The following is a 26,732-nucleotide window of genomic DNA, read 5'->3' as shown; positions in this document are numbered from 1 at the left end:
CATGCCTCGATTCATGAAGGTTCTGTCGACGTGCCTTGTCACCACCGTCCTTGGCGGCACAGCCGTCGAGGCCGCCACGCTTACCAAAGCCGAAAAGGTTGCACTCAAGCAGGCGGTCGTCGCCTGCAAGGCCGAGGCGAAGGGCAAGAAGATCAAGTGGCTGTCCCGCCGCAAATACGTCAACCAGTGCGTCGTGGCGGCGCTCAAGGAACATCCCAACATTAATATCGCTCACATGCTCAAGGAGAACCCGGAGCTGACGAAAATTCCAGTGGAGCAATGGCCGGGATATTAGAGCCTCATATCGCGGCGTGACGCCTTCGCTTGAGGACGCCGCAAGGCGGCTAGCGCCAATCGGGCTATTTCGACGTCGCGCGCGCCAGGAAGTCCGTGAGCGCGCGGCGATCTTCGGCCGAGCCGATCTGCTGCTCCGGCATCTTCGTGCCTGGCGTATAGGCGTTCGGCCCGATCTCGAACAATTTTGAGACGGTCTCCGGCGTCCAGACGATGTCCATCGTCTTGAGTGCGTCGGAGAAGCGATAGCCCGGCAGCGAGGCGATCCTCCGACCGAACAGGCCGGCAAGCGTCGGACCGGCACGCTGCACCTCCGTCTCCGACAATGTGTGGCAGGCGACGCAGGCCCTGAAGACTTCGGCGCCGTGGTCGCCGGCAAAGCCGGCGAGCGGGTCCCCCGGCGTGCCCACCACGTTCGATCCGGCCGCCGCGCCGGTCAGTGCATTCCAGCGCCTGATCTTGCCGTCGGCGCCGCCGGTCAGGAGCGTCACGCCATCGGGCAGGAATGCCACCGACCAAGCCGGCCCGCCCAGCCCGGCGAGCGTGCGTAGCACGCTGCGCGCCTTGCGATCGACGATCGCCACCGTGCCGTCAATGGCCGCCGCGGCGATCAAGGCGCCGTCATGCGAGACCGCCAAGGCGACGATCGGCGTGGCACCGGCCATGACCTCGCCGCTTGCCTTGCCTTCGGCGGACATCATGCGCAGCTTGCCGTCCGCTGCGCCGGTGACGATTTCGCCGTCAGGCGAGATGGCCACGGCATTCAGCGGCAACGGCACCGTGACGACCTCGGCGCTGCCGTCCGGCAGGCGCCAGATCCGCACCGTCAGATCGTAGCCCACGCTCACCAGCGATTGTCCGTCGGGGGCAAAGGCCACGCCATTCACGTTTTGCGAGTGACCTTGCAGCACGCGCGAGCCCCCGTCGGACAACGACGAGAGCCGCACGGTATGGTCCCACGAGGCCGATGCGAGCCTCGATGCATCGGGCGAAACGGCGAGCCCGACGATGGGTCCCGTATGGTCTGCGAAGACCCGGTCCGGCTGCGGCCGGCCCGACGTCCAGATCGCAATCCGGCCGTCCGCACCCGCCGTTGCCATTCTTCCATCGCCGAGGAAGGCGACCGCATTCACCGCACCCGAATGGAATCGAAGGACCTGCTCCGCAGACTCGGTTGCCAGCGACCATCGGATCGCCGCAGTGTCGAAGCTGCCCGACAGAACCGTCCTGCCGTCGCCTGAAACGGCGATCGCGCGGACAGGTCCGCCGTGTCCGGCCAATTGCGCTTGCGCGGGTTGCAGCGCAAGAAGCAGCGATGCCGTCACAAGGAACGTGGCGAGACGCAAAATCAAATCCATGTCCGTCGGAGACACTCGCAGCGAAGCCCCCGGGCCATTCTGCCCGTTTTTGCTGCCCGGCCAAAGTGCTCCCCTGGCGTCCATCGGCCCCACCGGCGATCGTTCTGGAAATCTGGCGTGTCTGTGGGCGACGGGCTTGGCCCCTGGCAACAACGTGCCCATTTCACCAGTAGTCAACAAGGGAGCTCGTATTCGGTTCGGGGTGCGACAAGCGGCGCCTTGAAGGGCGGCCCACGCGGTCGCAGTCTTGGCAAAGGCGCCTCACAATCGAGGTCGAACATGCAAATACATCCGAAAGCATATCTGCAGTTCATCTCGCGCTTTTGGCACTTTCGCGTATTGCCGCCGCGGGATCGCAATCCCGCCACCCGGGACGCGTCGCCACTGCTGATCTACATCGTTGCCGTCTTAGCGCTCCTTCTGGCAATCCTGATAGTCGATCGCCACCGTGCGCCGTTTCAATTCCCGGGACATGTCGGCGATCCCGCGGGGATCAACCCGATCTTCATGAGCTTTTGAAACACAGCCCGCGAGGGGACGGTCGTGCACGCGGACAAATCGTCCGACGCGTCGGGCCGTTCAACGCCAGACGATTTCCGGCCCGCTCGCCCCGAACCGCAATGCGTTCGGATGCGACGGCACCATTTCTCTCTACTGCTGAGTTCCCCTCGGAAACACCAGCGATCGATCGTCGAAATCTTCGACCGGCAGTTTGTCTTGTTCTTGCACAGCGGGCATCCCCGCCGCTGACGTGTGGCTGACGGACGATGGATGCGATCTCGGGACATTCGTCGCAGCCAGAAAAAGCGCGAAGGCGGTCAGGCCGGCGATCATCAGGAGCTTCACGCGAACCTCCGTTGGTTCTGAGAAATTCCTGACTAGTGCAGGACTCGACGTCCCCCTGTGAGATCGCTCACAACTCTCCTTTTGTTGATCATCGCTGGAGCCGATGCCCTCCGGCTCCAGCTCTCCCCAACGCGCCTATGGCAAATCCTTCGGGCGCGGCCACAAGCCGCCTTCGGACCAGGATTCAGATTCATCGGGCGACAACGGATCTGCGCCACCGCCGGTTCGTGCGGGATCGACATTGAGCCATCGGCGCAATTCGAGCTTGCCGATCTGGTTGCGATGAACCTCGTCGGGGCCGTCGGCCAGTCGCAACAAGCGAGTCGTCGCGAGTGCTGCCGAAAGGAAATGGTCGTTGTTGGTGCCGCCTCCCCCGAACGCCTGGATCGCCCAGTCAACAATGGTCTGCGCCATGTTCGGCGCAACGACCTTGATCATCGCGATTTCCTGCCGCGCTGCCTTGTTGCCAACCGTGTCCATCATGTAGGCAGCTCTGAGCGTCAGCAGCCGCGCCTGGTCGATCTTCATGCGCGCTTCGGCCACGCGCTCGAGCGTCACGGTTTGCTCGGCGAGAGGCTTGCCGAAGGCGACGCGTTTCAGCGCGCGCCGGCACATGCGCTCGAGCACGCGCTCGGAGAGGCCGATCAACCGCATGCAATGATGAATGCGTCCGGGTCCCAGCCGCCCCTGCGCGATCTCGAACCCACGCCCCTCACCGAGCAGCATGTTGGCGGCCGGCACGCGTACATTGGTGAATATCACCTCGGATGCACGATCCGGTACGCCGTAGAAGCCGAGCACGGGCAGCGAACGGACGACATGAACGCCGGGCGTCTCCTTCGGCACGAGGATCATCGACTGACGCTTGTGGCGATCCGGATTCTGCGGATCTGTCTGCCCCATGAAGATGATGATCTTGCATCGCGGATCGGTGGCGCCGGTGGTGTACCATTTGCGACCGTTGATCACGTAATCGTCGCCATCACGGACGATCGAGCTGGCCACATTGGTCGCGTCAGACGAGGCAACGTCGGGCTCCGTCATCGCAAAGGAAGAACGGATCTCGCCGGCCAGCAAGGGCTTCAGCCAGCTTTCCTTCTGCGCCTCCGTACCGTAGCGCAGGATGGTCTCCATGTTGCCCGTGTCAGGAGCACTGCAATTGAAGACCTCGGGAGCAAGATGCGAACGCCCCATGATCTCGCATAGCGGGGCATATTCGAGATTGGTCAGCCCGTCCTCGTGAGCGGGCAGAAACAGGTTCCACAGGCCGGCCTGTTGTGCGCGCGGCTTCAGTTCCTCGACAACCGGGTGCACAGCCCAGGGCCCGAGCCGCTCGGCCTCCTGATAGTATCGGCGCTCATTCGGGTAGATGTGCTCCATCATGAAGCGCTGGAGACCCGCGGCCAGTTGCTGGCTGCGCTCGCTTTGGGTGATATCCACGTAGATTCTCCTTACCGGCCGCGCAGGCCGTCCCTGAGCGTGTTTCGGGTGATTTTTCCGGATTCCGTCTTCGGCAGATCGTCCAGCACGCGAATGTCGACCGGGCACTTGTAGGCCGCCAGTCGCTCGCGGCAAAAGCGCGAGAGCGCGGCAACGTCGATCACGATGCCGGGTTGAGCGGAGACGAAGGCGACCACCGTCTCGCCACGATAGGGATCGGCGGCGCCGACGACGGCTGCTTCGCGCACGCCCGGAAAGCCATAGATCACGTCTTCGACTTCGCGCGGCCAGACCTTGAAGCCGGACGCGGAGATCATGTCCTTCTTGCGATCCACGAGGTAGAACCAGCCGCTCTCGTCAAAGAAGCCGACGTCGCCGCTATGCAGCCAGCCGTTGGTCAGCACCTCGTCGGTTTCCGCCGGCTTCCTCCAGTAGCCGGCCATCACACCTGAGCCACGCACAACCACCTCGCCATGCACGCCGGGTCCCAGCGGGCGGCGCTCGTCGTCGACGACGATCGCATCGGCGCCCGAAGTCGGCCTGCCGATCGACAGCGCGCCTGAGTCAGGATCGACCGGAATCCGACCTTCGTTGGGCGCAAGATGGCTTGCAGAGGTCAGTTCGGTCATTCCATAGGAACTGCGGATCGCCCGTCCAAACCGACTCGCAAAGGCATCGATGACCGAGGGCGCGATCGGCGCGCCGCCGGAATAGATATGTACGAAGCTTTCGAAATGCCGGCTCGTCGCGTCAGCCTGGTTCATCAGCGCGATGTACGCGGTGATGGCACCGACGATGAATGTCGGCCGCCATTCAAGGAAGGCATCGAGCGCGACCTGGGGCTGGAAGCGATAGGTCAGCACCATCGCCGCACGCGCGGCAAACGCCGCGACCATCTGGATTTCAAAGCCGGTGATGTGGAACAGCGGCGCGACCCCAAAGATGCGCGACGTGCCGTTCAATTCGAAATGATCGCAACAGATCAACGCGGTCGCCACCAGATTGCGATGCGTGAGCATGGCGCCCTTTGGAACGCCCGTGGTTCCAGAGGTATACAAGAGAAGGGCGACGTCGTCGGAAGTCAGAACTGGTGCCGGTGGTGCGGGTGCATTTTCGGCGAAAACCGTCGCCAGCGCCTGGGCGGGCGGAGCTGCGCCCGGCACCGGCAGCACCCGGACGTCGTTTCGCGTCTGGAATTCCCGAGCGCCGGTCCAGAACACCAGCCCGGAATCGACCGAACCGGCGGCCGGAAAAACGTTCTCCCATTGATCGTCGTGGCAGATCACCGCCTTCGGTTCGCAATCCCCGAACAGCTTGCGAAGCTCCGGCGTGCGGTACATCGGGTTGAGGCTGACGACTATGGCCCCGACCTTCCAGGCCGCCACGCTGACGATGACGAACTGCGGCACATTCTGAAGAATGACGGCCACCCGATCGCCGCGCCCGACTCCTTTTTGCGCGAAGCGGGCGGCGAGCCGGTCGCTCAGCCGATCGATATCGGCATAGGTCTGCGTCGCATCGAAATAGAACACCGCCGGCGCCTCGCGCGGCGCGGCACGAAACAGATCGAGCGCCGTCCGCTGTCCAGGATCGGGCGGAGCGATCGACGATTCGCCGAGCCGCGCGCGCAGCCGGCCCGCGGCTTCCTCGTAAGCGCGCGCCCGCGACACAGAATCCAGGCCGACCGTCATCGCCGCTCGCCACCAGTGTCGTAACGATGGCAGCCCCGTCCGGTCCGGCGGCCGCTATGGTCCGCCGCCGCCACCTGGCGCAGCAGGAACCGTGGCAAAAGACGTTCGCCGCCACTACTCATTGGCACTTTTTCCTCGATAGACCGAGCCGAGACGCGCATGCGGAAGCGCGGCACGGCTTGCAAGGGGCGGCTGGGCCGCCCCACTCTCTTTTGCTTGAATGACAACGCGCGTGCGCCGGATGTGGAGGCGCACCAACACCTGTGCAGCTTCGACATCGCGCGCCCGGATCGCGTCCATGATCAGGACATGCTGGGGATCGGAGAACGGAAACCCGTCCTTGGCGTAGGTCTCGCTCACAAACTGCCGCCGGAAATGCTGCGTGCTGTTCCAGAAGCGTTCGACCATCGCAAGCAGTTGCGGCATCCGCGCCCGCGAATAGGTCCGCAGATGGAACTCCCGATCGAGCTGGATGTATTCCTCGAGCGTCGTGACCTGCTCAAGTTCGCGCACAATGCGGTCAAGCGTCTCGATATCCTCGTCGGTCAGATTTGGAACGCTTTCGCCGATGGCGAGCGGCTCGACAGCTTCACGAATCTTGTAGATCTCGATCGATTCTTCCGAATTGACGTCCGCAATCCAGGCGCCACGGTTCGGCGCCATCACGACGAGCCCCTCGTTCTCGAGCTGCTTCAGCGCCTCGCGCACGGGAATGCGGCTTGCTCCAAAATGAGCCGCAAGGAGCTCCTGCCGAATCCGCGTGCCTGGCCGCATCTCGCCGCTCAGCACCGCGCTGCGAATCTCGCTTGCGATCCTCTCGCTCATCAGGCGACCGGACTCCGGATCGTCTTCGTTGCCGTCCCGCGTCATGTCCTTCCAATGGGGAGGCCGCTGATAAGGACTCATGAAAGGCCCTCCTTCAATGAATGGCCGCGTACATGATCTTGTCCTCGGTCGCATCAGCCCGAGCCATTTCCTCGACGATACGTCCGCCACGAGCGACCAGGATCCGATCCGAGATAGCCAGAATCTCCGGCAGATAGGAAGAAATAACGACAACCGCCTTGTTCTCGCGCGCCAGCCTGCGAATCGCCTCGTGAATTTGTGGAATGGCGCTCACATCGACACCGCGCGTCGGTTCGTCGAAGATGACCACCGTAGGCTCCTGGGACAGAGACTTTCCCACCACGACTTTCTGCTGGTTGCCGCCGGAATATTCGACAATTTTCAGCGTCCGCTTCAATGCAGAGATCGAGAGCGCCGAGATCCATTGATCGGCGATCCGTTTCATCTCGCGCGTGGAGTAAAGGAACCGCTTGACGCGCGGCGACGACAGATAGCCAAGATAGATATTCTGATCCACCGTCATCGTCTCGAAGAAGCCGTCGACCTTGCGGTCCTCGGTGATATAGGCGATTCCGTCGCGCACCGCCTGCCGCGGCACCCGGTAGCGGACCGGCTTGTCCCGCAGATAGATCATCCCGCCGCGCAGGAAGTTGCGCTTGCGCGCGCCGCTGACGATCTGCGCGATCTCGGAGCGCCCTGCCCCGACCAGCCCGAAGATCCCGACGACTTCTCCGTTGAACACCGAGAACGACATGTTCTTGACGATGCTGCCCATCGTCACGTTCTCGACCGAAAGCACCTTCTTACCGCGGGAGGCATGCGGCTTCGGCGCATCCGGATCAGCCCCGTGGGTCGCGTACTGCGCTGCCGTTTCCTCACGGCCAACCATCATCCGCACGAGTGCGTCCCGCGTGACGTCCTTCGCCGGTACGGTGGCGACCAGCTTGCCATCGCGCAGCACGGTGATGCGATCGGCGATGTTCAATGCCTCTTCCAGTGCATGCGAGATGAAGATGATCCCGGCGCCCTTCTCCTTCAGGGTGTTGAGAAGATGGAACAGATGCTGAGTCTCTTCAGGGGTCAGCGATGCGGTCGGCTCATCGAAGATGAAGACCTGGGCGTTGTGGCGAACCGCACGCACGATTTCGACCATCTGCCGCTTGGCGGTTCCGAGATTCTCCACCAGCACCAGCGGGTCGACGTTGAAGTTCATCGATTGCAGCGACTGGGTCGCCGCAATGTTGATCTTGCTGTAGACCGTGACCCATTTCTCCATACCGAGTTCAAGGTTCTGCGCCACCGTCATCGAGGGGACCAGGCTGGATTCCTGGTAGACCATCGCGACCCCACCCTCGAGCGCTTCCTTTGGCGACGCGAACGAAACCTTGCGTCCCTGGATCAAGTAGTCGCCGGAAGTCAGCACGATCGCACCGGCGATCGCCTTGCAGAGCGTCGATTTCCCCGCGCCGTTCTCCCCCAGCAGCGCGTGGATTTCGCCCGGCCGCAGATCGAAATTGACACCGTCGATCGCGTGCAGACCGCCATAGACCTTGCTGCCGTTGACGATCTGAAGCAGCGGCGTCCCTGCCTGTTGTTCCGCCGGCATGGCGTTCATCCTTCCTGCATGCCGCGACCAGGCGGCAGTTCGACGAGGCAATCGCGTCCCTTGGACACCGCCAGCACACGCGAGCCGATCGGGCGGACGGCGGTTATTCCATGAACCCGACCATCGACCCGGCTGTGCAGCGTCTCGGTCGCCGTGCCCTTGGCGTCGAGCCGGGCGACAAGGCCATAGGAACGCGGCGGGGCCCACGGCTTCTGGATACCAAGTTTCTTGATGCGGCCGATCTGGGTCGGTTCGCGCGGATTGAGGCGGCCATCCAGCGCCGGCCCGATCCAAAGCTCCGGTGGTACCGTCCGCATCATCTCTTCGCAGAATGCCCGCTCGCGCAGGACGAATTCGGTCAATTGCGTGCGCAGCGCAAGGAAGGCCATCCAGACCTCACCGTTCGCGCCTCGGGCAAGACGCGCCGGGTAGCCGGTATGATTCTTGACGATCACGCGCCTGTCGTCACCCGCGCGCGAAAAAGCGGTCAGGCGGTGGGCCCAGGATTCGGCGACCCAGACCTCTCTGCCGTCACCGGATACGACCACGCCGAGCGGCCATGCGAGCTTGTCCGCACGCACGCTCGCACTGCCGAGCGAGGAATTGCAAGCGATGAGCCGGCCCGACGGGGCGCGGTTCTGCATCAGGTCGGTCAGCCAATGCTCTGCCCGATTGTTTCGCGAGCCGTCGGTCAGGAAGATCGCCCCGTCCGGCGCGACCGTCACCGACAACGGGCAGGCAATCTTCTCACCACCGACGCTTTCGAGCTTGCCGGCGATCTCGCCAGTTGGCGAAAGCGCCACCAACCCCACGCCAGAGACGCAGGCGAGCAGCCGGCCGTCCGGCGTGCAGGCAAGCCCGCCGACCGGGCCGTCGAGCGTCGCGAACTCCGCGCGCGTGTTGAAGTCGTCTCCCGTGCAACGCAGGACGCGGTTGCCGGTCGAGACGTAGAGTGCACCGTCCTGCCCGAGCGCGATGTCGTCCGGTCGCTCGATCTCGTCGCCGAGCTGGCGGGCCTGATCGAGCCGCTGGTTCGGGGAGAAGGCGCCGTCGAGCACCGGAATGCCGTGAATTTCCCGGTTCGGGGACAGCACGCGATCGATGATATCGCCAAGCAGAGACATGGCTCAGGCCCCTCCCCAATAGGACTTGTGCGCTTCCCAGGTCGGGTCGGCGTCCTGCAGGCGGATGCGGCCGATGCGGTTGTTCTCCAAGCCCCCGATATAGAGATGGCCCTTGTGTTCACGGACCGACGTGATGGTCGGATGCGAAAGCCCGCCTGGATCCCAGAGCGATTCCGTCACCGCGCCGTTGTCGTCGAACTTGACCACGCAGCCGTAGTTGATGCCGGGGCACAGCCACTCGTCCGGCGGGATTTGCTTGACCATGCGGGTGCGGAAAACGGGGTTGCGCATCGCAAGGTCGTAGACCGGCGTGCGCAGGCCGACAAAGGCGAGCCAGTACTTGCCGTCGGAGGCGCGGTTGATGTTGTCGCAATAGCCCGGAAGGTTGTCGATCAGGATTTCGCTGGTGCCCGCCTTCGGGCCGGCGATCCAGAAGCGGTTGATCTGGCATAGCCAGGTGCTCGCCCACAGCACCGACTGACCGTCATGCGAAATGCAGATGCCGTTCGGGAACGTCAGGTTCTTGAGGACCGTCCTGGTGGTGCCGGTCTTCGGATCATGGCAGATCAGCCGGCCGTTGCCGCGCCCCTCGAAGCCGTCGAGCGCCCAGTCGGTCAGTTCATAGCGGGTCGAGGCCTCGCTGAAATAGATCTTGCCGTCCGGCGCGACGTCGAGATCGTCAGCGAGATAGAGCCGCGAGTCGTCCTTGAGGCGCGTACGCGTGCGCGTGGTGCGGTCGGTGACCTTGAAGACCGAGCGATCGGGCTTCACGCCGTAAACGCCCATGCCCGCGATGCACACAAGGAGGTTCTGATCCCGATCGAACGCCAACCCGAGCGGCCGGCCGCCGATGCGTGCGAACTCCTCGCGCACGGTATAGTCAGGCGCGAGAAAGCGGATGATCGAGCCGTTGCGGTTGACGGTGTAGAGGTTGTCCTTGCGGTCAAGGATGATGTCTTCCGGGCCCTCGATCATGTTGAGCGCGATCGCTTCCGCGTTCTTCAGGCGATCGTTCTCCGCGAACGGCGTGCCGCTGCCCCGCTCGACCGACGGCGGCGGCTCGAAATCAACCCAGCTTGGGGTGACATAGACCTTTTGCAGCACCTTGCCCTTGTTCTTGACCCACTTCACGTTGAATCCGACCGCAAGCAGCAGGATGATGCCGATGATGGCGGTCGTCAGGTTGCCGGAGATGCCGAGCCGGACCATGCCGCTGGTGAGCATGAAGATGATCGCCGCGCCCATGACGGCGCGCGCGATGGTGCCGCGGCCGCCGGCCAGGCTGATGCCGCCGAGAACCACCGCGGCCAGCGCGTTGATCTCCCAGCCGACGCCGGTGTCGGTGCCCGAGCTGCTCTGCCGCGCGGCATAGAGGATTCCCGCGAGCGCCGCGATCGCGCCCGACATCACATAGGCCGAGAACAGCACGCGCTTGACGTTGACGCCGGCGTGGCGGGCCGCCTTGCGGCTCGACCCGACCGCCATGATGTGGACGCCGGGCTTGATGCGGGTGAGGAAGAAGTGGGTTCCGACCGCAAGCAGGATCAGCACCAGCATATTGAAGGGAATGCCGAGAACCCTCCCCGATCCCATGAAGTCCCAGGTACTGGACCCGCTGTCGATGCTCGCGAGCTCGTTCGTGAACGCGACCGTCACCTTGTTGTAGGCGGCGCGGACAATGATGAGGACGACGAGCGTCGTCAGGAACGGCCGGGTCTTGCCGTAGGCAATCAGGCCGCCGTTGATCGCGCCCATCGCCGCGCCGAACAGGACGACAAGCACGATGGTCACCGGCAGCGGCAGCCCGAGGATGAGATACAGATAGAGCGCGAGGAAGTTCGACATCGCGAACACCGCGCCGACCGACAGGTCGATGCCGCCCGACAGCACGGAGAAGGCCATCGCGACCGCGACCATCCCCTGCTCCGCGAAATTCCGCATCAATTCCTGCAGGCTGCCCGCCGTCAGGTAGCGCGGGATCATGATCGCGAAGGCCAGGAAAACCGCGATCGTCAGCGTGAATGGAATGATCGGCTCCATCCAGCGCTTCTCAAGCAGTTCGCCCAGGAACAACTGGGGCGAATGGCGGTGCCAGGCTCGTTGCAGGCTCTTCATCAACAGACTCCGGCGGGCTCGGCGCGGAGCGGCCGAACGGCGGGACGACGCAGGGGATTGGGATCGACAGCTCCGGCTTGCCCGCGCCGCGGTGGGCGCGGGCGCCGAAACGACTTACTTCGCGCCCTTCGGGATGCTGAAGCAGTACATGCGATCATCCTTCGACTTCACCCAGGCGGGGGTCGTGTAATAGGCGATGTTCTTCGCGCCCGGCTTGTCGCCGCTCTGCAACAGCGCAATCACCGCGTCGGCGATGGTCTGGCCCTGCACGTCGGCGCGATACGACAGGTTCGCGGAGAACGCGCCTTGCTCGAGCAGATCGCAATCCGCAGGCTGGCCGTCGCTGGCGACGAACACCTTCACCTTGTCACCCATGTTGGCGGCCTTGATCGCCTGCGCCGCGCCCGCGGTTTGCGGTCCCCAGACGCTGAGGATCCCGCACAGCTTGGGATGCTGCTGCAACACGGTGGTCGTGATATCGCCGGCCTTGTTGGCGTCCCAGCTTGTCGGCTGCGACGACACGACCTTGATCGACGGGTCGGTCTTGAACACCTCCATCGCGCCATTCTTCATGTCGAGCGAATAGGCCGCGGTCGCCTCGCCTTCAAGGATCGCAACCTCGCCGGAGCCCTTGCCGCCGCCACACTGATTGATGACCTCGCGCGCGATCTTGGTGCCGAGATCCTTGGCATCGACGCCGACATAGGCGTCGGTCAGGGTGTTCGATGCCATGTTGACCTGCACGACGTAGATGCCGGCGTCCATCGCACGCTTGAGCTCCTTGGCGAGCAGCGTGACGTTCGGATTTTGCACTACGATCACGTCGGGCTTGTCGTTGATGTAGTCGCTGACGGTCTGGAGCTGGATGTCGGATTTCATGTTGGCGTCGCGGGTGACGAGCTTGATGCCGTAATCGTCGAAACGATCCTTCATCACGCGCGTCCATTCGGATTCCAGAACGCCCATCCAGACCGGCGACCAGGCCACCGTCTTGCCCTTGAGCGACTTGTCGAACTTCTCGCGCAGCTGGTCGCGCGGTCCGGCCGCCTGCGATGGGGCCGCCACCAGTGCGGCGGTTGCCACCATCGCGGCCAGTCCGATGCCGGCGAACGCCCTTCTGTGCACAGCTTTCGTCATGTCAATTCCTCCCCTGTTATGTCGGCCGACTGTTGCGGCCCGTTGGTTGATACAGAGCTTTAATCGCCCTGCTTCGACGTCTCCTCGTCGCGCGGATGCAGCCGGGAATCGAGCAGGATCGCGATCAGCAGCACGACTCCCTTGACGATGTTCTGGGTCTGCACGTCCATGTCCATGATGGTCATGCCGTTCAGCAGCACGCCGATCAGCAATGTTCCGGCGATGACGCTCATCACGTTGCCGCGGCCGCCGACGAGGCTGACGCCGCCGAGCACCACAACCATGATGACGTCGAAAATGATCGTCGATTCCGCGACCTGGAGATGCATCAGCGCCGTTTGGGCGACCATCACGACACCGCCGACATACCCGATCGCGGCGCACAGCGCGTACTCGATCATGGTCAGCGGGCGGGTCGGCAGACCGGTCTGACGCGCGGCGTCGGGATTGTCGCCATGGGCATAGACGAAGCGCCCGATCACGGTGCGCGACAGGAAAAGATGCACCACGACCGCGGTAGCCGCGAAGATCAGGATCGAGATCGGAACGCCGCCCCAGATGTTTCCGCCGAGCCGCAGGAATTCGTCATGCCCCTTGGAAAGATAGACGACATAGTGCTGCACCGCTGTGGTGCGCACGATCCCCAGCACCGCCAGGCTCGACGCCAGCGTCGTCAACAGCGGCGGCATCTCGATCACCGAGATCAGAAACCCGTTCAGGATGCCGATGGCGATCGCCATCACGAAGCCGATCAGCAGCGCGATCGGCGTCGCGTAGCCCGAGTTCATCAGGATGATCGCGATCGCGGTCGAAGCGGCAAAGGAGGCGACTTGCGACAGATCGAGTCCACGTCCGATCACGACGACCGCCATGCCGAGCGCGAGAATGCCGAGTATCGAAATGTTGCGCGCCAGCGCGAACACATTGCCCAGCGTCAGGAAGCCCTTCAGGAAGATCGAAAAAATGACGATCAGGACCGCGCACATCACCAGCACGGCCGTCGTCTGCGTCAATTTCGCCCCGCGCGCGCCCGAACTGCCGGTCACCGGGTCCTCCCAGGATTGATTTTATTGTGGGTGGAAATTGAACAGAATGTATCCAGAAGTCAATCTCCGTATCCAAGATTTGGACAGCAACCAGTTCGACCCAAGGATGCGCTTACACCTGAATATCAATTAACTATTTGCAAATACTTAGATATATGCACAATCGGCTGCGCCCAATCGAAGCGCACTTTCCTCAGTTTGATCAGCTTCTTGAAGCCGACGCGTCGATATTGGATACATTTAGGCCTGAGTGCTTGCCGCCTGAGGTCGACTGGGCCTCACAGCGCCATCAGCCGTGGCGAGGGACGAACCGACGACGTAGCGGCGGTCGCTTCCTGGCCAAGGCCTAAAGATCGTGGCGAAAGAGAATGCCGCGACCGCGCGTTGACGCCGTCTTCCCATCGAAGCCGCGCCAGGTGGAAACCCGAGTGACCTGACGGCCGGTTTAAATTCAGTCTCGGCGCGCCCATATGCGTGACAGGTTCGCAAACACTGACGGCACCAGATTGTCCGAGCAATTGTCGATGTTCGATGGGCCCGCCGCAGGACCGGCGGGTCTGCACTACGCGCCGGATTTCATGTCCAAAGCGACCGAGGGCGAACTCATCAGCCACATCGGGGCACTTCCGCTTGCCCCCTTCCAGTTCGGACAGTTCGAAGGCAAGCGCCGCGTGGCTTCGTTCGGTTACCGGTACGACTATGGGTCGCGCCGACTGGAATGTGCCGAACCGATCCCCTCCTGGTTAAGCGGCATCGTCGCTGCGATCCAATCCTTCGGCGGCGCGTCGACCGAGATCGGGCAGATCCTGTGCACCGAGTATGATCGCGGCGTCGGTATCGGCTGGCACCGCGACAAGCCGCATTTCGACAGGATTGTCGGACTGTCCCTGGGATCCGCATGCAAGTTCCGCTTCCGACGCCGGACGGAAAGCGGATGGGAGCGGTTCACGCTCGATGCGGCGCCCCGATCGCTCTATCTGATGACCGGTGATGCACGGCAGATATGGGAGCACAGCATTCCGCCGGTCGAGGCCCCCAGATATTCGATCACCTTTCGAACCATGGCGCGGGGCGCCAAAGCGTCGCGATGACCTTGGATTGCCGGTTCAACCGCGTATCGCCGCATCAACCCCGATCGAGCGCTACTTCGATCCGACCGGAAGACGCAATCATGAACGGAAGGTGCGACCAACGCCGCGCGAATGGTTGATGGGACGGGGCGGACGAGCTTGGGAAGTTCGTCCGCCGAGAGATCGCGCGCCCCCGGATGTCGATCGCGGGGAACGCATCGGGCGTCTCACGCCGCTTTCGCAGCAGCCTTGTCGGCCGGTGCCGTTTCCATCGCGCGCATATAGAGATCGAGCAGCGATTCGCGCTCGTCGCGCTCATCCTGATCCTGCTTTCGCAGTTTGACGATCTCCTTGAGGATCTTCACGTCGAAACCCTCACCCTTGGCTTCCGAAAACACTTCCTTCTTTTGCTCGTTCAGTTCCTGCAGTTCAGCATCCAGATTCTCGATCCGCTCGATGAAGGAACGAATTTTTCCGCCGGGAATGGTGATGTCAGACATGGTGCCTCTTTGTTGAATGAGGCGGTGAAAATGAAAGCAAAGTGATAACCAATGTCTTAAGCTTCATCGATCCTGTAGCGCATCTACCCCGCGACTTGCCGCGGTATTTCAGATCGCGATCCAGCTGATCACGGCCGCGGCCGACGTCCAGAGCGTCCATCCAAGGCCAAGCAGGGACATCACCGCGGCCGCCATTGCTACGGCCAACAGCAGACCATCTTGCTGCAGGTAAGCGATCGCGATCAGGACGACCACAATCCCGGGAATGACGTTGACCAGAGGCAGGGGCCAGCCCGCCAACAGACCCAACAGGAACACGACCAGCCCAACAAGCCGGTCAGTCACGTCATGGCGCGCGTTCCAGCGCGGCCGGCTGATGTTCTCGATCGCGCGCAGCAGCGGACCCGCCCTGACGGTGAAGCGCTTGAATCGCTTGAAGTCGAACGGCCGCTTCGACAGGAAGCGGGGAAAAGATGGAGCACTGTGCCCCAACATCATCTCGACCGCCGGAAACAGGAGGGCCAGCGTCGCAATTGTGGCCACGCCGGGGACGATCACAAGCAGCCCCAGCAACAGCAGGAGCAGCCCGAACGAGCGCCTGTCCAGATGGCTGAGGAGCCATTCGAGGTCGATGGGGCCGTCAGGTGCTTGCGCGACGAGTTCTTCGAGGAGTTGGGAAGTACGGGTAGGCGCTGAGGGGGGAACGGGCAAATGAAGCATTACCCGGTAACATGGTCGAACTCCGTATCGATTGCAACGAATGCCAGAGGCGCCTAGGAAGCATTGATGGACAACGATTCCGACCAGGCGTGGCACGGCCATGCGCCGAACAGCCCCCTGCCCGCCGGTCGCCGCCGCTGGCCGTGGTTTCTTCTGATCGTCGTCGTCGCCCTTGTCGGCGCCGGCAGCGTCTACGCTTGGCCCGAAGTCGCGGCATTGGTCCCCGCCATAAGCCACGAATCGTCCGGCGGAGCGATGACGACGAGCGACAAGGAGGCGTTGCCAACTCTCCTCGCGGCCCAACAGAAGCTCGAGGAAGACCTCGCCGCACTCGATCGGTCGGTAGCCGACGGCCAGGCGCAGTTGAAGGCCATTACCGACCAGTTGGCGGTCCTGACCTCGAAGGTCGAAGAGTTGCAGCATCTGCCCTCGCCGGCAGCGCCGCCGCCACCTGTTACGGCCGAGGTGCCGCGTGCCCCGATAGCGCCAACTACCCCGCAGCCGAGAAAACCGCCGCCTCGGGCCGCCAAGCCTTCGGGTCCCATTTCGATTGGCGGCGCACCGCTCAATGTCGCGCCCGGCGGCATGGCCCGTTGAGCTCAGAAATGCCCCGAACCGTATTCCGATATTTGGCTTGGGGTTTGATCCTGGGCCTCTTCATCGTCACCGATACAACGCTGGCATTTCGTCCCCACACGTTGATATCGCCAAACGCCGATCGCTTTGCGGCGCTCTTCGTTGTCGGAGCCGTCTTTTCGCTCGCCTATCCGAAGCATGTCCTGCCAATCCTGCTGGCACTGCTCGCCGTCATTGTCGGCTTCGAACTCATTCAAAAGCTGCTCGCCGGCAGGCATGGCTACATAAAAGACATATTCGTCAAAGGCGCCGGCTGCTGCGCAGGCGGTGTCGCCGCCACTGCCCTGAGACGCGCGCTTTCAGCAATGTCCAAGCCGACAGGTACCTCCTGACGTCCTGCGCCGCCCTCCCATGGAGCTCAGGCAGCGGCAACCTCGTGGCCTGCCATGACCTCCAGCGCTCTCAGAATAGCGGAATGGTCCCAGCTCTTGCCGCCGAGGGCGGTACAGGCGTTGAACAGCTGCTGGGCGGCGGCAGTGCCTGGCAGCGACAAGCCGAGCGCGCGCGCGCCTTCCAGCGCGAGGTTGAGATCCTTCTGATGCAGCTCAATGCGGAAGCCCGGATCAAAATTGCGCTTCAGCATGCGATCGCCATGCACTTCAAGGATCCGGGACGACGCAAAGCCACCCATCAACGCCTGGCGCACCAGCGCGGGGTCGGCCCCCGCCTTGGAGGCGAACAGCAACGCCTCGCTCACCGCCTCTATGGTCAGCGCCACGATGATCTGGTTCGCAACCTTGGTGGTCTGGCCGTCGCCATTGCCGCCGACATGCGTGACATTCTTCCCCATCGTTTCAAACAGGGGCTTCATCGCATTGAACGCGCGCTCCCGCCCGCCAACCATGATAGTCAGGCTGGCCGCCTTTGCGCCAACTTCGCCGCCGGAGACCGGCGCGTCGAGATAGTCGGCCCCGAGCGCATCGATCCAGCGTGCAAACTCCTTCGTCGCCAGCGGAGAGATCGAGCTCATATCCGTCACGATCATGCCTTTGGAGATACCCTCCGCGACGCCGCCTTGACCGAACAGCACGGCTTCGACATGCGGAGTGTCCGGTACCATGATGATCACGGCGTCCGCTTCCTGCGCCACCTGCCTGGCAGACTCGCAAGCGATGCCGCCGGCCGCGATCAACTCGGGCGCAACAGGTACGACGTCGTGCAGGAACAGACGATAGCCGGCAGCCAGGAGGTGGCCGGCCATCGGACGTCCCATAGTGCCAAGTCCGATGAATCCGATGTCTTTCATTGTCGTTGCTCCCTGTCAGCCGGGTGAAGGCGTTTTTCCGGCGAGCGACTCTCGGCTCGCGTGAAGAAAATGCGTCAAATAAAATTCCAGAGCTCCGTCCCGATTCAATCGGAACGGAAAAACCTCTAGGTCACGAAAGTCTGTGCGGCGTGCCAGCCGAGGCTTTCGAGCGTGGTCGTCCGCGGCTTGTATTCGCACCCGATCCAGCCTCGATACCCGATGCTGTCAAGATGCTTGAACAGATAGGAGTAGTTGATTTCGCCGGTTCCCGGCTCATAACGCCCCGGATTGTCGGCGAGCTGGACATGCGCGATCCGGCCGAGATGCTTCTGCAGGGTCCGCGCGATGTCACCTTCCATGATCTGCATGTGATAGATGTCGTACTGGATGAACACATTGGATGAGCCCACCTCGGAAATCAGCTGCACCGCCTGTTCCGTACGGTTCAGGAAGAAGCCGGGAATATCGAGCGTGTTGATCGGTTCGACCAGGAGCTTGATGCCGTGCTGGGCGAGCGCGCCGGCAGCGAAGCGCAGGTTGGACACGAGGACTTCCTGCAGGTCTGCCCTATCCGTATCGGCTGGCGCGATGCCGACCAGGCAGTTCAGCTGCCGGCAATCCAGCGCCTTTGCATAGTCGATTGCGCGCACCACGCCGTCGCGAAATTCATCGACCCGATTGCGCAGAATCGCAATGCCACGCTCGCCGGCGGCCCAGTTGCCGGCCGGAAGATTATGCAGCACCTGGGTCAGCCCGCAGCGCGCCAATTCCTCGCGCAACGCGCCCTTTTCGAAGTCATAAGGAAATAGATACTCGACTGCGTTGAAGCCGGCGGCCTTGGCGGCAGCGAACCGATCGAGGAACGGCAGCTCGTTGAAGAGCATGGTGAGATTGGCGGCAAATTGAGGCACGGGTCGTATCTCCGCTTGAAGCGCTGAAAGATGTCGTCAGGCCGGCAACAATGTGCCGGATCGTGATGCGCTCGGCACGTCATCGAGCGGAAGATCGAGCACCTCCTCGAACTCGACGATGTTGTCGATCTCCGTTCCCATGGCGATATTGGTCACGCGCTCGAGAATGAACTCCACCACCACCGGCACGCGATGCTTCGCCATCAGCGCGCGTGCTGTCGCGAAAGCCGCCTGCGCGTCGTTCGGATCGGTGACCCGGATCGCCTTGCAGCCCAGTCCTTCCGCGACGGTCACGTGGTCGACGCCGTAAACGCCGATCTCGGGCGCGTTGATGTTCTCGAACGAGAGCTGGACGTGATAGTCCATGTCGAAGCCGCGCTGCGCCTGCCGGATCAGCCCGAGATATGAATTGTTCACGACGACGTGGATGTACGGCAGATTGAACTGGGCCCCTACAGCAAGTTCCTCGATCAGGAACTGGAAGTCGTAGTCACCCGACAGCGCGACAATTTCGCGGTCGGGATCGGCGGCGCGCACACCGAGCGCGGCCGGCAGCGTCCAGCCGAGAGGGCCGGCTTGGCCAGCGTTGATCCAGTTGCGTGGATTGTAGACATTGAGGAACTGCGCGCCCGCGATCTGCGACAATCCGATCACGGTCACGTAGCAGGTGTCGCGGCCAAAGGCCTTGTTCATTTCCTCGTAGACGCGCTGGGGCTTGATCGGGATGTTATCGAAGTGGCTCTTGCGCAGCATCGAACGCTTGCGGTCGCGACAGGCGGCGGGCCAGGCTTGCCGATCGCGTAGCCTCCCGGACCTCCGCCACTCCCTGGCGACGCTCACGAACATTTCCAGCGCAGCCTTGGCGTCCGAGACGATACCGAGGTCCGGATTGAAGACCCGTCCGATCTGCGTCGGCTCGATGTCGACATGGACGAATTTGCGGCCCTTCGTGTAGGTCTCGATTGAGCCGGTATGCCGGTTGGCCCAGCGATTTCCGATGCCGAGCACGAAATCGGATTCGAGCATCGTGGCGTTGGCGTAGCGATGGCTGGTCTGCAAGCCGACCATGCCTGCCATCAGCGCATGATCGTCAGGAATAGCGCCCCACGCCATCAGCGTCGGAACCACCGGAACGTTGACCGCTTCGGCGAAGGCGACCAGCAGCTCGGATGCATCGGCGTTGATCACGCCGCCGCCGGCCACAATCAGCGGCCGCTCCGCGGCGTTCAGCATCTCGAGCGCCTTCTCGATCTGCTTGCGCGTCGCCGTCGGCTTGTAGACCGGCAGCGGTGAATAGGTCTCGTCATCGAACTCGATCTCGGCCAGTTGCACATCGAGCGGAAGATCGATCAGCACCGGTCCCGGCCGTCCCGACCGCATGACATGGAAGGCCTGGCTGAACACGCGCGGCACCAGCGCCGGCTCGCGCACGGTGACGGCCCATTTCGTCACCGGCTTTGCGATCGCCTCGATGTCGACGGCCTGGAAGTCCTCCTTGTAGAGCCGCGCCCGCGGCGCCTGACCGGTGATGCAGAGGATCGGAATCGAATCCGCGATCGCCGAATAGAGGCCGGTGATCATGTCGGTGCCGGCGGGACCCGATGTGCCGATGCAGACGCCGATATTGCCCGCCTTCGCCCTGGTATAGCCTTCCGCCATATGCGAGGCGCCTTCGACGTGCCGTGCCAGGATATGACTGATCGAGCCGTTGCGCTTCAGTGCGGAGTAAAGCGGATTGATCGCCGCGCCGGGAACGCCGAATGCGCACGTGATCCCTTCGCGTTGGAGAATGCGCACTGCTGCATCGACTGCTCGCATCTTCATGTGATGATCCCGCTTCGCTATGAGTTGGCCTGAGCAGGATCATCAGGCCCGCGAGCATCGATCTCAACGCAATCGATTGGAATTTCCGCGCTGTGGCAACGCTCGCGATTTCTTGCGCGTCTTCAAACGATTAGCGTCAGCGTAGAAATGGAAATTGTTGCGGACGGAATTGCAGCCAGCCTTACGCCTGCGCTTGCTGCGTGCGGTTTCCACGAAGTTCGGCCGTGAGTTCGGCTGCGATCCGGTGCACGATCGTACCGATTTCGGGCAAGCGTTCGTTCGTCAGCCTGTCCGCCATGCCGGATACCGAGATTGCGGCATATGGCTCGTTGCAATCGTTGAAGACGACGGCGGCCACGCAACGCAGGCCGAGGCGCGCCTCTTCATCATCCACCGCATAACCCAGACGCCGCACGTTCTCCAATTCCTTGAACAGCTCGCCGGGCCGCACGATCGATTTTTCCGTCAGCCGCGGCATGCCCTGACGACGAATGATCGCATTGACGTCGGCGTCGGAATAGGTAGCCAGCACCGCCTTCCCCACTCCGGAGGCGATCATTGCGACGCGCCCGCCGACCTTGGTCAGCGAGCGCATGATCTCCCGGCTTTCAATGCGGGACACGACGATGATGGATTCGTCATCGACCACCGCAAGATTGGCCGTTTCCCGGGTCTGGTCGCGCAGCTTGCGCAGATAAGGCAGCGCCTGCGCAGCAAAATTCCGACGGCGCACAAAGGTCGAGCCGACCACGAAGCTTTGCGCGCCGATGTGCCACTTGGATTCGTCGCGGTCGAACTGAACGAACCTGCGGTTCTCGAGCGTGGTCAGCAGCCGATGTACGGTCGAGGGCGACAGGCCGGTGCGGATCGCCAGATCGGTCAGCCGATAGCCTTCATCATCCTCTGCAAGTGTCTCCAGGATTTGCATGGCGCGATCAACGGACTGAACGCCGCCGTCGCGCGCGTCCGGCTCCGGCTGCGCGCGAAGATCGGGATCGGACGGCTTGCGTCGGATCGGCTCTCTTTTCATCACGACCTGCCCCTAACCGGTTGCGGTTCAGAACGAAATTGCTCGTCGAGAACGAGCGCCATAATTGGCATATGGCATACCAAAATGCCCTGAAGTCAAGGTGCCAGCACTCGCGAATAGGTCAGTATTTTTGCCATTCTTCCTAGCAAATGGCTCGATTCTTTTGTTTGACATCTGGGATAATGTATACCACGATCCATTTCACAGCGACCCAGTCAAGCAACCGGGAGGACGATGCCATGTACGTCGGGGACATCCTTCGCGCCAACAATGCGCACGTGGTGACGATCGGCTCGAACGAAACCGTGAGCATTGCAGCGAACCTGATGTACGCGAGCAATGTCGGCGCCCTCGTGGTCAGGAACGCCTCGCGCAGCAAGGACGCCGCCGTGATCGGAATGTTCAGCGAGCGCGACGTCGTTGCTGTGATCGCCGAGCGCGGCACCAATGGTCTTGCGATGAAAGTCGCGCAGTTCATCTCGCCGCGGCCGCTGCTGTCCTGCAATTCGCAAGATGCGCTCACGGATGTCGAGCGCCTCATGGCCCGTCATGGGATCCGCTATGTCCCCGTCATCGACAACGGCCGGCTCGTCGGCGTCGTGAGCATGCGGGACATCACCCTTGCTTACGAGGAAGCCGCCTGCGCGGCCTGACAGACTTACCCAAGGCCATTGCTACTCGGTTCGAGCCGCTGCGGCTCCTGCTGTGTCCCCACTTTGCTTGCGAGGATCTGATGAGAATCTGCATCTACGGCGCCGGTGCGATCGGCGGCTATCTCGGTGTCGAATTTATGCGCGCTGGTGCCGATGTCAGCCTGGTCGCGCGGGGTGCGCATCTCGCCGCAATGCGGCAGAACGGCCTGAAGCTCCTGATCGGCGACGAGGAGCGTGTCGTGCATCCTCGCTGTACCGATAACCCCGCCGAACTCGGCGAGCAGGATTACGTCATCATCTGCCTCAAGGCGCATTCGATCACCGGGGTCATCGAGCCGATGCGGCCGCTGCTCGGCGATCGGACCCGCATCGTCACCGCCGTTAACGGCATTCCCTATTGGTATTTCCACAAGCACGGCGGACGGCACGAAGGATCGACGCTCGAGAGCATCGATCCTGGCGGTCGGCAGTGGAACGAGCTGGGCCCCGAACGCGCAATCGGCTGCGTGGTGTACCCCGCCACCGAAATCGAGGCGCCCGGCGTGATCCGCCATGTCTACGGAAACAACTTTCCGCTGGGCGAGCCCTCCGGCGAGATCACATCCGACGTCCAGAAACTTTCCGAGCTGTTCGTGGCCGCGGGCATGAAAGCGCCGGTCCTCGACCGCATTCGCGACGAGATTTGGCTCAAGCTGTGGGGCAACGTCTGTTTCAACCCGATCAGCGCCCTCACCCACGCGACCCTCGACGTGATCTGCAGCAATCCCGGCACGCGCGCGCTGTCACGGGCGATCATGCTGGAGGCCCAGGCGATCGCGGAAAGCCTCGGCGTCAAGTTCCGCGTCGATGTCGAACGCCGCATCGAAGGTGCGCGCAAGGTTGGCGCACACAAGACCTCGATGCTCCAGGATCTCGAGCGCGGACGTCCGGTCGAGATCGATCCGTTGATCACCGTGGTGCAGGAGATGGGCCGGATGACTGATATCGCGACGCCCGCCCTCGATGCGGTGCTGGCGCTGGTCGCGCAGCGCACCAGGCTGGCCGGCCTCTATGACGGGGCGGCCGGCGCCGCAGCAGCAGAAACGCTGGCGGTGGCGTGATCCCGATGGCCAATGTTACGCGCTGGGTCCGCTTCCGCCACCATGCCGAAATCGGCTTCGGGCAACTCACCCCGTCCGGCATCTCCGTGCACGACGGGGACATGTTCGGCGACCCGCGACCGACTGGACAAACGCTGGCGCTGGATAACGTCGAGCTGCTGGCCCCCACGCAACCGAGCAAGGTCATCGCGCTTTGGAACAATTTTCACGCGCTTGCGGAGAAGCTGAAATCACCTGAGCCCGCCGAACCGCTGTACCTGTTGAAGGCGCCGACCAGCGTCACCGCGCCTGGTGCCGTCATCAGGCGTCCCTTGGGCTATGATGGCAAGACGACCTACGAAGGTGAACTCGGCATCGTCATCGGCAAAAGCTGCACGGCGGTCGCCCCCGAACACGCCGACGCCTTCATCTTCGGTTACACCTGCACCAACGACGTCACCGCCGCGGACATCCTCAATCGCGACCCGACCTTCCCGCAATGGGCGCGGGCCAAGGGCTTCGATGGATATGGCCCCTTCGGCCCCGTGATTGCGTCAGGCCTCGACCCCGCACGCCTTATGGTGCGCACCATCCTGAACGGCGTCGAGCGCCAGAACTACCCGATCGCGGACATGATCTTCAGCGCACAGACGCTGGTCAGCAAGATCTCGCACGACATGACGCTGTTGCCGGGCGACCTGATCTGCTGCGGAACGTCGATTGGCGTCGGGGTCATGAAGGAGCCCGTCAACACGGTCACCGTCGCGATCGACGGAATCGGCGAGTTGACCAACGAATTCCGTCAGTAGGCTGCGGCGGGACGATAACCCGACGCAGCCGGTCCAAACGACGATTATCTGCCTTAGGAGCGTACATGATCTCCACGAATCCGGCATCAGCGCCCGGCGGCTTCCGCTGGCTGCAACTGGCGATCGGAATTGTCTGCATGGCGATGATCGCCAATCTGCAATATGGCTGGACGCTGTTCGTTGATCCGATCGACGCGAAGTTTCACTGGGGTCGTCCAGCCATCCAGCTCGCCTTCACGATTTTCGTGATGACGGAGACATGGCTTGTGCCGGTGGAGGCCTGGTTCGTGGACAAATACGGCCCCCGCATTGTCATCATGTTCGGCGGCCTGATGATCGGGTTGGCCTGGGTCTTGAACTCATACGCCTCCTCTCTCGTCACACTTTATGCGGCAGCTGTCGTCGCGGGCATTGGCGCCGGCGCCGTCTACGGCACTTGCGTCGGCAATGCGTTGAAATGGTTTCCGGACCGGCGCGGCCTGGCCGCAGGAGCAACCGCCGCCGGGTTTGGCGCCGGTGCGGCCCTCACCGTCGTACCGATTGCCAACATGATTGCCGCCGGCGGCTACCAGAGCACCTTCCTGACCTTCGGGATCGGACAAGGCCTCATCGTCATCCTGCTGGCCTGGTTCGTCCGGCCACCGCATGGCGTCGAAGCACCCAGGAAAAAGCGTCTCAATCTGCCTCAGAGTGCGATCGACTACACTCCGCCCCAGGTGTTGCGCACCCCGATCTTCTGGGTCATGTACCTGGTGTTCGTCATGGTGGCTTCGGGCGGGTTGATGACCGCCGCGCAAATCGGGCCGATCGCCCATGACTTCAAGATCGCGGACACGCCGGTCACCCTGGCGGGCTTCCAGATGGCGGCGCTGACCTTTGCCATCTCGCTCGATCGCGTCTTCGATGGTTTCGGCCGTCCGCTCTTTGGCTGGGTGTCCGATAACATCGGCCGCGAGCACACGATGTTCATCGCGTTCGCGACTGCGGCGCTGATGTTGCTGACGCTGTCCACCTACGGTCACATTCCGGTTGTCTTCGTGCTGGCCACGGCGATCTATTTTGGCGTCTTCGGCGAAATCTACAGCCTGTTTCCGGCGACGTCGGGCGATACGTTCGGCGCCAAATACGCAACCACCAACAACGGCATGCTCTACACGGCGAAGGGCACGGCGGCGCTGCTCGTGCCGCTCGCGAGCATCATCTCTTCCCAGCTCGGCTGGCAGGCCGTGTTCATCGTCGCGGTCGCGCTCAATGCCACCGCTGCCCTCACCGCGTTGTTTCTGATCAAGCCGATGCGGCGCGCGTTCATTCTCGGCAGTGAAGCGACGGCAAGCGCCGCAATCGCTCGCGCAAAGGTCTTTCCCGGTGAAGGCGGTCGACTGGAGGCACCCGTGTCTTACGACCGTCTCGAGAAGGCGCCATAACAAGAGACCCATCGGCCGGAGCGCAAGCGATTGAGCGACGAATGGACGGATGTGCGGGCTCGGACCGCCCTGCGGCGAATCTTCGGCGCCGCCATCGCGAGCGCCGATCCAAGGATCACGATTGCCGACGCCCTGCCGGCAAAGCCGAAGGGCAGATGCATCGTTGTCGGCGCGGGTAAGGCGTCGGCGGCAATGGCGGCGGGCCTCGAGGCGGCATGGCCTGACGTCGAGCTTTCAGGTGTCGTCGTCACGCGCCACGGCCATTCGGTTCCAGCCGGCCGTATCGAAGTGCTCGAAGCGTCTCACCCCGTGCCGGATGACACGAGCAAGGCCGCGGCCCTTCGCATGCTGCACGCCGTCGAGGGGCTTTCAGCAGACGATCTCGTCATCGCCCTGATGTCCGGCGGTGGCTCGGCGCTGATGACCCTGCCGGCACCTCCGATGACCCTCGCCGACAAACAGGCGGTCAACCGGGCACTCCTTGCAAGCGGCGCGACGATTGCCGAGATGAACGTCGTCCGCAAACATCTGTCCGCGATCAAGGGCGGGCGGCTGGCGCTGGCCGCCCGTCCCGCCCGCGTCATGACCCTTGTGATCTCAGATATTCCTGGCGACGATCCCGCGGCGATCGCCTCCGGTCCCTCGCTGCCGGACAGCAGCACAAAAGCCGATGCGTTGGAGATCGTTGGCCGGTTTGCCATCGACCTGCCGGAAGCGGCGCGGCTTGTGCTTGAACAAGCTGACGAGACACCCAAGCCCGGCGAGATCGATGCTGATGTCCGCATCCTTGCCGCTCCATTCCATGCGCTTGACGCTGCGGCCAACGCCGCCCGGGACGAAGGCCTGACGCCGATCATTCTTGGAGACGCGATCGAGGGCGAGGCACGGGAACTCGGAACCGTGATGGCCGGCATCGCCCGGTCGGTCGCGTGGCATGCACAGCCAGGCCCTGCCCCCGCGGTGCTGCTGTCGGGAGGCGAGACGACGGTTACGATCGGACGCGGCCCGGCGGGCCGCGGCGGCCGCAACACCGAGTTTTTGCTTGGTCTTGTCATAGCCCTATCAGGTACGTGCGATATCTGGGCCATTGCGGGCGACAGCGATGGAATTGATGGAACGGAAGATGCGGCTGGCGCTTTGATCGGTCCGGATACGCTGCGGCGCGCCGCCGCGAATCTGCTTGACGCACGGGCGCACCTGGCAGCCCATGACAGCTATACGTTCTTTGACCGCCTTGGAGACCTCGTGCGCACCGGGCCGACGCTTACGAACGTCAACGATATCCGTGCCGTGCTGATCGCAGCCGGCCAGCCACCGACGAGGTGAT

General features: G+C 62.9%; 26 protein-coding genes. 10 read left to right on the top strand and 16 right to left on the bottom strand.

Annotated elements, in window-relative coordinates; genetic code table 11:
* The first annotated feature begins 13 nt into the window (after positions 1-13).
* Complete coding sequence (locus tag ACVWY5_RS12525) at positions 14-295, top strand: beta/alpha barrel domain-containing protein (protein WP_038377457.1); 282 nt, start codon at positions 14-16, stop codon at positions 293-295.
* Positions 296-359: 64 nt separating this feature from the next.
* Here the strand turns inward: ACVWY5_RS12525 and ACVWY5_RS12520 are convergent, their stop codons facing one another.
* Positions 360-1,652 (bottom strand): c-type cytochrome, encoded by a 1,293-nt coding sequence (locus ACVWY5_RS12520; protein ID WP_028334121.1) that lies wholly within the window; start codon positions 1,650-1,652, stop codon positions 360-362.
* A gap of 279 nt (positions 1,653-1,931) precedes the next feature.
* Here ACVWY5_RS12520 and ACVWY5_RS12515 point away from each other — a divergent pair, with 279 nt between their 5' ends.
* Positions 1,932-2,171 (top strand): hypothetical protein, encoded by a 240-nt coding sequence (locus ACVWY5_RS12515; protein WP_028334120.1) that lies wholly within the window; start codon positions 1,932-1,934, stop codon positions 2,169-2,171.
* Positions 2,172-2,303: 132 nt separating this feature from the next.
* Here the strand turns inward: ACVWY5_RS12515 and ACVWY5_RS12510 are convergent, their stop codons facing one another.
* From ACVWY5_RS12510 to ACVWY5_RS12470, 9 genes are all read right to left on the bottom strand, one after another.
* Positions 2,304-2,498, bottom strand: coding sequence for a hypothetical protein (locus tag ACVWY5_RS12510; protein ID WP_028334119.1), 195 nt, complete (start codon positions 2,496-2,498; stop codon positions 2,304-2,306).
* A 135-nt stretch (positions 2,499-2,633) separates the two neighbouring features.
* Entirely contained in the window at positions 2,634-3,938 is a 1,305-nt protein-coding gene (locus tag ACVWY5_RS12505; protein WP_028334118.1) for an acyl-CoA dehydrogenase family protein, read from the bottom strand.
* Positions 3,939-3,949: 11 nt separating this feature from the next.
* Complete coding sequence (locus tag ACVWY5_RS12500) at positions 3,950-5,629, bottom strand: AMP-binding protein (protein WP_028334117.1); 1,680 nt, start codon at positions 5,627-5,629, stop codon at positions 3,950-3,952.
* Positions 5,630-5,743: 114 nt separating this feature from the next.
* Positions 5,744-6,403 (bottom strand): GntR family transcriptional regulator, encoded by a 660-nt coding sequence (locus ACVWY5_RS12495; protein ID WP_233285872.1) that lies wholly within the window; start codon positions 6,401-6,403, stop codon positions 5,744-5,746.
* Positions 6,404-6,548: 145 nt separating this feature from the next.
* Positions 6,549-8,090 (bottom strand): sugar ABC transporter ATP-binding protein, encoded by a 1,542-nt coding sequence (locus ACVWY5_RS12490; protein ID WP_051376137.1) that lies wholly within the window; start codon positions 8,088-8,090, stop codon positions 6,549-6,551.
* On the bottom strand, positions 8,087-9,205 hold the full coding sequence (locus tag ACVWY5_RS12485; RefSeq protein ID WP_028334114.1) for an SMP-30/gluconolactonase/LRE family protein: 1,119 nt from the start codon (positions 9,203-9,205) through the stop codon (positions 8,087-8,089). Before ACVWY5_RS12485 ends, ACVWY5_RS12490 begins: the two co-directional genes overlap by 4 nt.
* Before the next feature lie 3 nt (positions 9,206-9,208).
* The gene (locus ACVWY5_RS12480) at positions 9,209-11,320 is read right to left on the bottom strand and encodes an ABC transporter permease subunit (protein ID WP_028334113.1); all 2,112 of its coding nucleotides are present in this window, start codon (positions 11,318-11,320) and stop codon (positions 9,209-9,211) included.
* Positions 11,321-11,434: 114 nt separating this feature from the next.
* Positions 11,435-12,457 (bottom strand): sugar ABC transporter substrate-binding protein, encoded by a 1,023-nt coding sequence (locus ACVWY5_RS12475; protein WP_028334112.1) that lies wholly within the window; start codon positions 12,455-12,457, stop codon positions 11,435-11,437.
* 59 nt (positions 12,458-12,516) lie between these two features.
* Positions 12,517-13,503, bottom strand: a complete 987-nt coding sequence (locus tag ACVWY5_RS12470) for an ABC transporter permease (protein WP_051376134.1) — start codon at positions 13,501-13,503, stop codon at positions 12,517-12,519.
* Between the two features lie 506 nt (positions 13,504-14,009).
* Between ACVWY5_RS12470 and ACVWY5_RS12465 the strand changes: the two genes are divergently transcribed.
* Positions 14,010-14,594 carry an alpha-ketoglutarate-dependent dioxygenase AlkB gene (locus ACVWY5_RS12465; RefSeq protein ID WP_321176796.1) on the top strand — a complete coding sequence of 195 codons (585 nt, stop codon included), beginning with the start codon at positions 14,010-14,012 and terminating at the stop codon, positions 14,592-14,594.
* 206 nt (positions 14,595-14,800) lie between these two features.
* Here ACVWY5_RS12465 and ACVWY5_RS12460 read toward each other — a convergent pair whose 3' ends face one another.
* A complete protein-coding gene (locus ACVWY5_RS12460) occupies positions 14,801-15,073 on the bottom strand; it encodes a DUF2312 domain-containing protein (protein WP_016842183.1) in 273 nt (90 codons plus the stop codon).
* A 108-nt stretch (positions 15,074-15,181) separates the two neighbouring features.
* On the bottom strand, positions 15,182-15,793 hold the full coding sequence (locus ACVWY5_RS12455; RefSeq protein ID WP_028334109.1) for an exopolysaccharide biosynthesis protein: 612 nt from the start codon (positions 15,791-15,793) through the stop codon (positions 15,182-15,184).
* A gap of 66 nt (positions 15,794-15,859) precedes the next feature.
* On the opposite strand from ACVWY5_RS12455, the gene ACVWY5_RS12450 reads away from it, so the two are divergent.
* Positions 15,860-16,390: a hypothetical protein gene (locus tag ACVWY5_RS12450; protein WP_050386257.1), complete on the top strand. Its 531-nt coding sequence runs from the start codon at positions 15,860-15,862 to the stop codon at positions 16,388-16,390.
* Positions 16,391-16,434: 44 nt separating this feature from the next.
* Entirely contained in the window at positions 16,435-16,761 is a 327-nt protein-coding gene (locus ACVWY5_RS12445; protein WP_051376131.1) for a hypothetical protein, read from the top strand.
* Positions 16,762-16,787: 26 nt separating this feature from the next.
* On the opposite strand, the gene ACVWY5_RS12440 is transcribed toward ACVWY5_RS12445, so the two are convergent.
* From ACVWY5_RS12440 to ACVWY5_RS12425, 4 genes are all read right to left on the bottom strand, one after another.
* Positions 16,788-17,675, bottom strand: coding sequence for a 2-hydroxy-3-oxopropionate reductase (locus ACVWY5_RS12440; RefSeq protein WP_028334108.1), 888 nt, complete (start codon positions 17,673-17,675; stop codon positions 16,788-16,790).
* Between the two features lie 125 nt (positions 17,676-17,800).
* A complete protein-coding gene (hyi, locus tag ACVWY5_RS12435; RefSeq protein WP_028334107.1) occupies positions 17,801-18,586 on the bottom strand; it encodes a hydroxypyruvate isomerase in 786 nt (261 codons plus the stop codon).
* 36 nt (positions 18,587-18,622) lie between these two features.
* Positions 18,623-20,410 carry a glyoxylate carboligase gene (gene gcl, locus ACVWY5_RS12430; protein WP_028334106.1) on the bottom strand — a complete coding sequence of 596 codons (1,788 nt, stop codon included), beginning with the start codon at positions 20,408-20,410 and terminating at the stop codon, positions 18,623-18,625.
* A 181-nt stretch (positions 20,411-20,591) separates the two neighbouring features.
* Positions 20,592-21,440, bottom strand: a complete 849-nt coding sequence (locus ACVWY5_RS12425; protein WP_028334105.1) for an IclR family transcriptional regulator — start codon at positions 21,438-21,440, stop codon at positions 20,592-20,594.
* Positions 21,441-21,679: 239 nt separating this feature from the next.
* On the opposite strand from ACVWY5_RS12425, the gene ACVWY5_RS12420 reads away from it, so the two are divergent.
* From ACVWY5_RS12420 to ACVWY5_RS12400, 5 genes are all read left to right on the top strand, one after another.
* Positions 21,680-22,093, top strand: a complete 414-nt coding sequence (locus tag ACVWY5_RS12420) for a CBS domain-containing protein (protein WP_028334104.1) — start codon at positions 21,680-21,682, stop codon at positions 22,091-22,093.
* Positions 22,094-22,173: 80 nt separating this feature from the next.
* Positions 22,174-23,193 (top strand): 2-dehydropantoate 2-reductase, encoded by a 1,020-nt coding sequence (locus ACVWY5_RS12415; protein WP_028334103.1) that lies wholly within the window; start codon positions 22,174-22,176, stop codon positions 23,191-23,193.
* A 5-nt stretch (positions 23,194-23,198) separates the two neighbouring features.
* On the top strand, positions 23,199-23,981 hold the full coding sequence (locus ACVWY5_RS12410) for a fumarylacetoacetate hydrolase family protein (protein ID WP_028334102.1): 783 nt from the start codon (positions 23,199-23,201) through the stop codon (positions 23,979-23,981).
* Between the two features lie 65 nt (positions 23,982-24,046).
* Entirely contained in the window at positions 24,047-25,405 is a 1,359-nt protein-coding gene (gene oxlT, locus ACVWY5_RS12405; protein WP_028334101.1) for an oxalate/formate MFS antiporter, read from the top strand.
* A 30-nt stretch (positions 25,406-25,435) separates the two neighbouring features.
* Positions 25,436-26,731: a glycerate kinase type-2 family protein gene (locus ACVWY5_RS12400; protein ID WP_028334100.1), complete on the top strand. Its 1,296-nt coding sequence runs from the start codon at positions 25,436-25,438 to the stop codon at positions 26,729-26,731.
* Position 26,732: the final 1 nt, after the last annotated feature.

The sequence above is a fragment of the Bradyrhizobium sp. USDA 3256 genome, assembly GCF_054058275.1.
The sequence above is the reverse complement of the archived record's forward strand: the minus strand, read 5'-3'. Positions and strand labels throughout refer to the sequence as shown.

Coding starts and splice junctions, on each gene's coding strand:
- ACVWY5_RS12460 (WP_016842183.1), bottom strand. CDS start 15,073: ATGTCTGACATCACCATTCCCGGCGGAAAAATTCGTTCCTTCATCGAG.
- ACVWY5_RS12495 (WP_233285872.1), bottom strand. CDS start 6,403: ATGCGGCCAGGCACGCGGATTCGGCAGGAGCTCCTTGCGGCTCATTTT.
- gcl (WP_028334106.1), bottom strand. CDS start 20,410: ATGAAGATGCGAGCAGTCGATGCAGCAGTGCGCATTCTCCAACGCGAA.
- ACVWY5_RS12515 (WP_028334120.1), top strand. CDS start 1,932: ATGCAAATACATCCGAAAGCATATCTGCAGTTCATCTCGCGCTTTTGG.
- ACVWY5_RS12455 (WP_028334109.1), bottom strand. CDS start 15,793: ATGCTTCATTTGCCCGTTCCCCCCTCAGCGCCTACCCGTACTTCCCAA.
- ACVWY5_RS12480 (WP_028334113.1), bottom strand. CDS start 11,320: ATGAAGAGCCTGCAACGAGCCTGGCACCGCCATTCGCCCCAGTTGTTC.
- oxlT (WP_028334101.1), top strand. CDS start 24,047: ATGATCTCCACGAATCCGGCATCAGCGCCCGGCGGCTTCCGCTGGCTG.
- ACVWY5_RS12420 (WP_028334104.1), top strand. CDS start 21,680: ATGTACGTCGGGGACATCCTTCGCGCCAACAATGCGCACGTGGTGACG.
- ACVWY5_RS12410 (WP_028334102.1), top strand. CDS start 23,199: ATGGCCAATGTTACGCGCTGGGTCCGCTTCCGCCACCATGCCGAAATC.
- ACVWY5_RS12490 (WP_051376137.1), bottom strand. CDS start 8,090: ATGAACGCCATGCCGGCGGAACAACAGGCAGGGACGCCGCTGCTTCAG.
- ACVWY5_RS12475 (WP_028334112.1), bottom strand. CDS start 12,457: ATGACGAAAGCTGTGCACAGAAGGGCGTTCGCCGGCATCGGACTGGCC.
- ACVWY5_RS12500 (WP_028334117.1), bottom strand. CDS start 5,629: ATGACGGTCGGCCTGGATTCTGTGTCGCGGGCGCGCGCTTACGAGGAA.
- ACVWY5_RS12440 (WP_028334108.1), bottom strand. CDS start 17,675: ATGAAAGACATCGGATTCATCGGACTTGGCACTATGGGACGTCCGATG.
- ACVWY5_RS12525 (WP_038377457.1), top strand. CDS start 14: ATGAAGGTTCTGTCGACGTGCCTTGTCACCACCGTCCTTGGCGGCACA.
- ACVWY5_RS12425 (WP_028334105.1), bottom strand. CDS start 21,440: ATGAAAAGAGAGCCGATCCGACGCAAGCCGTCCGATCCCGATCTTCGC.
- ACVWY5_RS12485 (WP_028334114.1), bottom strand. CDS start 9,205: ATGTCTCTGCTTGGCGATATCATCGATCGCGTGCTGTCCCCGAACCGG.
- ACVWY5_RS12520 (WP_028334121.1), bottom strand. CDS start 1,652: ATGGATTTGATTTTGCGTCTCGCCACGTTCCTTGTGACGGCATCGCTG.
- ACVWY5_RS12450 (WP_050386257.1), top strand. CDS start 15,860: ATGGACAACGATTCCGACCAGGCGTGGCACGGCCATGCGCCGAACAGC.
- ACVWY5_RS12415 (WP_028334103.1), top strand. CDS start 22,174: ATGAGAATCTGCATCTACGGCGCCGGTGCGATCGGCGGCTATCTCGGT.